This window comes from Nocardioides oceani (assembly GCF_030412965.1).
Lineage (GTDB): Bacteria > Actinomycetota > Actinomycetes > Propionibacteriales > Nocardioidaceae > Nocardioides > Nocardioides oceani.
In genome coordinates this window covers 1-5,264 of sequence record NZ_JAUHJQ010000033.1, presented here as the reverse complement: position 1 = coordinate 5,264, position 5,264 = coordinate 1, and the positions used below count along the sequence as shown (strand labels likewise).

The 5,264-nt window shown below is 65.8% G+C and carries 4 protein-coding genes; 3 read left to right on the top strand and 1 reads right to left on the bottom strand.

Annotated features, from left to right (window positions below):
- A partial coding sequence (locus tag QWY28_RS23035) for a hypothetical protein (RefSeq protein ID WP_300955262.1) occupies positions 1-749 on the bottom strand: 749 nt, incomplete at its 3' end.
- Between the two features lie 571 nt (positions 750-1,320).
- Between QWY28_RS23035 and QWY28_RS23030 the strand changes: the two genes are divergently transcribed.
- From QWY28_RS23030 to QWY28_RS23020, 3 genes are all read left to right on the top strand, one after another.
- Positions 1,321-2,589: an AlbA family DNA-binding domain-containing protein gene (locus QWY28_RS23030; RefSeq protein ID WP_300955261.1), complete on the top strand. Its 1,269-nt coding sequence runs from the start codon at positions 1,321-1,323 to the stop codon at positions 2,587-2,589.
- A gap of 116 nt (positions 2,590-2,705) precedes the next feature.
- On the top strand, positions 2,706-4,025 hold the full coding sequence (locus QWY28_RS23025; RefSeq protein WP_300955260.1) for an AlbA family DNA-binding domain-containing protein: 1,320 nt from the start codon (positions 2,706-2,708) through the stop codon (positions 4,023-4,025).
- Positions 4,026-4,112: 87 nt separating this feature from the next.
- On the top strand, positions 4,113-5,075 hold the full coding sequence (locus QWY28_RS23020; protein ID WP_300955259.1) for a hypothetical protein: 963 nt from the start codon (positions 4,113-4,115) through the stop codon (positions 5,073-5,075).
- Positions 5,076-5,264 lie beyond the last annotated feature (189 nt).

Below are 5,264 nucleotides of genomic sequence, written 5' to 3'. Positions count from 1 at the left end.
ACAACCACGAACGCCGGCACAGCTCGGCGGGCATGATGAGCCCGGTCAACTACGAGGACACAGCGGCCCCCGACCGGGAAGCCGCATAGAGAAGCCCTCCACGATTCGGGGGGAACCACAACCGCTTCGGCGACCACCGGGTCGAGGGGTCGGGTCAGGCTGATGTCGGGACGTGGACCGCCGAGGGCGGCAGCGCCCTTGGCTTGCGCCCACGCGAGCGTCGGGCGGGGACTCCATGTGATAGCGACCAGGGCCGTCGTTGAGCTGTTCTCGTCGGCCACCAGAAGGTGCGTCTCGTCCGGCCATAAAGCGACGATCACGCCTGCACCTGGACCGGAGTCCCTCCACGTCGTGACACGGACGCCGCTCTGGATCAGGCCGTGCACTGTTGGGTGGTCCTGGGCGACGTGATGCAGGTTCTGCTTGCCCGGCGCGTACACCGACACCACCGACCCCAACGATTCGGCCTGCTCCAACGCCCACTTCACCCCGAGCGCGCTGGCAGCCTTGTGAGGGGTCCCAGGGACCGTGTAGGCCCGTGGGAACTGTCGGTCATGGTCGTACATGGTGGCCCTCCGCCCGCGAGCAGGCGTGTTCCTGATCGCGGGTTCGACCGTAGCGACGACCGCCGACACAACGCCGATGTCGACATTCTCGTCCAGCGGGGTAAGTCTCGCCACAAGCGGCTGCTTCCGTGTCGGCGACAACTTCGTTGGGCGAGCAGGGCTTGACACGAGGACAATCCGCATCGGCCGCTACAGTGCGAAGCTGACCTGCGTCATGCCACTCTCGCGGCGCCTCGAACAGGTACGGTCACGCTCGCGACTTCGACGAGCCAAGATGCGCACCATGGTGGAACACGAATGCTTCGATGCAGACCGCTACCACGACATGCCCAGAACGGTCGACGACCTCATGAGGGCAGCAGCAGAGGACGAGGTAGAGGCGGTCACGATGCACGAGCTGGGACGGTGCCACGAACTCGAAGGGCCTTGCACCCATTGCGTCGGGCGAATTCGCAACTGAAGCGAGGGCCTTAACCGCTGCGTCGAATCGGCGGGGCGCCCGCGACAATCCGGCCGCGCCGCGGGGCTAGCAACTCACAAGCCGGCTTCCGTCCTGGACTGGCCGGCCTGTGTCTTTCCGCCGACTATCGGCGCCAACCGATCGGCTCTCATGGTTCCCCCGGTAGCGTCGGGCCAGAGACCGTGGTGGTCGCGACACCGCTGATGGCGTCCTTCCGGCGTCCCATCTAACGAGGGTGGTCGTGTTCCAGCCATACGCGTGTCGGTGTCGGTGTCGGTGAGTACGGTCCCGACCATGACGGCCACCTCTCATTCGTTCTACCTCGGCAGTGGCAAGGGCCGCAGCGCGTTGACAACCTGGGACGAAGTCGAGATCGCGGCCGCTGCCGGCGTGCTCGAAGAGTCCGCCTGGGTCGAGCTCAAGCAGGCCGTCCCCGCATCGAGCAAGCCCGCGAACCAGGAACTCGCACGCGACCTCGCCTCCCTCAGCGTTGACGGCGGAACCCTCATCATCGGCGTCACCGACAAGAGCAACGACGTCGTCGGCACCGACGAACCCGCCGCAGCCATTACCACACGCATCATCCAAGTAGCTGGAACCGTCATTAGCCCGCCCCTGTTCGTCGACGTACGGCTGCTCCCCAATGCAGGCGGCGACAGGCACGTCGTCCTCGTCTCCGTTCCCGCGTCCGGCAGTGCCCCTCACATGGTCGGTGGCAAGTACTTCGGCCGCAGCGCCGAAGGGAAACGCGTCCTGAGCGACACCGAAGTCGAACGCCTGATGCTGACCCGTCGCGCTCGTATCGCCGACATGGACCGCGAACTGCATGACCTTGAGGAGACCCTCGACCCCGGCACCGACCCTGCACTTGCCCAGCACGGACACCTTGCGTTCCTCGCCCGACCGCGCTTCACCCCAGCGACCACACTCACCGAGGCCCTCGCCGGCACGAACCCGCTCCAACTCGCACACGACGCACGCGACTTCGAACCCCGATGGACACCATGGGGCATCACAGCCGGCATCGACCGGCCCCACCCCGCCGGCATCCTCATCAGCAGCGACGACCCCCGGCTCGACCGAGTCGCACCCGAAGAGTTCCGCTACCAGCTCCACCTGCGCGACGATGGCGCCGTCCTCGGCCTTTTCACCGGCGCCACTTACGCCATGAGCGAAAGCCATCACTCAGGGGCGACCGAGGCCATTTTGTCCGGGTACCTGCTCGAAGGCGTTCACGTCCTAACCCGCCTCGCAGCCCACCTCGGCGTCGAGAAGCTTCGCTACTCCGGCGAGTACGATCTCGGGCTCTTACTCACCAACATTCACGGCCTGTACGCCTCAGCGAAGTACTCCAACTTCGGGAACTGGAACCTCCACCCCTACCCGGCACCCGAGTACACGCGCCACACCACCAGCTCGAGCACCCGCATGCTCGAGGAGACCCCCGCAGTGGTCCAGCAGCTTCTCGAGCCGCTGCTGCGAACCCTCGGCGTCGACAAGACGTTCTTCCCCTACCAACGTGGTGAGCAGATCTACGAGCGCAGCGAAGCGAGCAAACGCTAGGAGAGCGGCACCACGACCGGGCGAGCGTCAGCCGACCGACGGGGGTCCGTACCCGGCCGGTCGGATTCGTTGACGCAGAGAGGCGGTGTGTCGGCGGATCACCCTACGGTTGGGCCATGCCGTTCACGCCCCTCCACGCGATCTTGGGTGAACCCTCCGGCGACCTGACCCTCGGTCTGATCGAGCGAGCGTGCTCGGAGGCAGTGCCGGAGCGCTCGGACCTGGACTGGAAGCGGCAGCTGCCACTGACCGCTACCAAGGCTGACACCACAGCGAAGCAGCACCAGCAACTCGAGCTCGCGAAGGATATCGCTGCGATGGCCAACAGCGGCGGCGGCATGATCGTGTACGGAGTCGCAGAGACCACCGCCGCCGGAACTTCAGCAGCCGATACCGTGGTTCCTGTCGGACGAGTTGACGAGGCCACCACGCGCGACATCCGCCGCGTCGCCGGCAACCTCGTGTACCCGCCGGTCAATGGTCTCGAACTGCTCCCGACCGCGCCCACCGGCGAGCCCGACGCAGGCGTTCTGGTGATGCTGGTACCAGACAGCCTCGACCGTCCGCACCTCGTTCATCCGACGAACGGCACCGACTGGTTCGGCGTGCCGTACCGACATGGTCCCGACACCGAATGGATGGTTGAGCGGCAGATCGCCGCCGCCTACGCCGAACGTGAATCCGGTCGACGTCGACGCCACGAGGAGTTCGACGACCGCTTCGCCGACTTCCTGGCCACGCTGCCGCAGGACATCCCGTCGAGGAACTGGGTGGTTGCGTTCGCCGTCCCCGACCAGCCTTTCACCCGGCCCCGCGATCTCACTCTGTCCAGTGCGAACGCAATCATCGAACAAGCCTGGGCGTTCCCGCTCCAGCTAGGGACCGGCCCCCGAGACATGACTGCGCCCGAGCAGACCCGGCGAGGGCTGCAACGGTTCTCACGCACCGCCTTCCGCGAGATACAGGTACCGCCAGTCAACCATCCCGCTCGAATGCACGCGCGGATCGAGGTTCACGGCGACGGCACGGTCGCGGTGGCGTTCACGCGAGACGGTGCCATCGTCGGCGAAGGCCGGCAGCCCGGGCACGTCCCGATCAACGACATCGACAGCTCCGCCGTCGACTTCCTCGCCCTCCTGCTCGCAACACGAACAGCCTTGGGCCTCAATAGCGACTACACCGCACGCCTCACCGTGCACCCGCCAGCAGAGGTGTTCCGCCGACGCGATCCGGTTGTTAGTAGCGCCTTCATTCCTACGGACGGCCACCGTGTCTTCGGATACCGGCCGGTCGATGGGGTCATCTTCGGAGCCGCCGGTCGTGACGCGCTCATGAGCTCATGGGTCGACATCGTCACGGACGCGGTCCATCAAGCGGGAGCGAGCACCTCGTTGAGCGCGGACAACATCGCAACCACGGTTTGGCTCGAGGAGTAGAACAAGCCGCTCTATGGGCAGCGGTTGCTGGCGTCGGGGAAGCGGAAGATGAGCAGGGACCTCGGTGGCCTGGTGCACCCTGAACGTGTGAGCATCAGCCGCTGCCCGTACTGCGCCACGTTCATGAGTGCCGACCCGGACGCGGACGAGGGCAAGACTGACGACCACGTCTTCTGGGAAGTGTTCGGCGCACATGCCACCGTTGACGCGTGCCGCCGGTGCAACAGCCGCATCGGGCACGACATCGAAGGCAAGCTCAGCCGAGGAAACGAGCTCTACACCCGAGGCCGGTGGCGGGGGACCACTGCATCGGATGACCCAGCACGACCAGAGCCCGTCGCCGTCGACGTCGACCTCGAGGCGCGCGATGTTCGACGCGTCAAGCCGGTCACTATCCGCGACGAGGGCAACGACCGGCACTTCCGCCTCGAAGGAAGCCGTGACCAGGTCAAGCGGGTGCTCAAGGACGGCCTGGGCAAAATCGTCGGCTGGAGCAACGACGAGGTCGACACGGTGGTCGCGAACACTCCCGGCAGACCGTGGCATCTGACCGTCAGCATCGACATCGTCCACAATCTCAACACCGCACGCCAACTCGCGGCAAAGATGGTCCTGGGCGCCGGGACACTGGCCGACGCCGGGTTCGCCACCAGCGACCTCGCCGACTCGCTGCGCCAGATCCTGTGGGCCGAGCTCAGCCCCATCCAACTTGTGTTCGAGCCCGCCCTCAAGGCCCTCTCCACGCAACTCGACCTGCCCGGCCTTAGCGACAGACCCTTGTATGACCCGACCGTGTCCGTTGGCCAGGCGTACTTCGTGCCGCTAAAACGCGACTCGGCGACCATTGTTTTCGCCCGCATGAACGGCCACCTGGTCGGCGGTTCTGGGTTCGTCGTGCCCGGACAGTGGCCCCGAGCGAACGACCTGCCCGTCCTCGTCGAAGACCGCTCAGGTGGCGCATCGGTTCGCTTCGTCGTCGATGACCTCTTGGCGTGGACCCAGCACAATGCCGTGCACGCAGAACAGTCGCGCTACCCGCGGGGCACCTGAAGCCCGCGCGACTCCTCGCGAACTCGATCGAGGTTGATCCTGTCCCACAAGACCGACAATGCCGTCATAGTGAGGTTCCCCCCGGACCGTAGAGGCATCGACAATGAGGATCGAGATGCCAGAGAAGCGGAAGAAGTACGACCGGGAGTTCCGTGAGGGAGCTGTCCGGATCGTCGAAGAGACCAACAA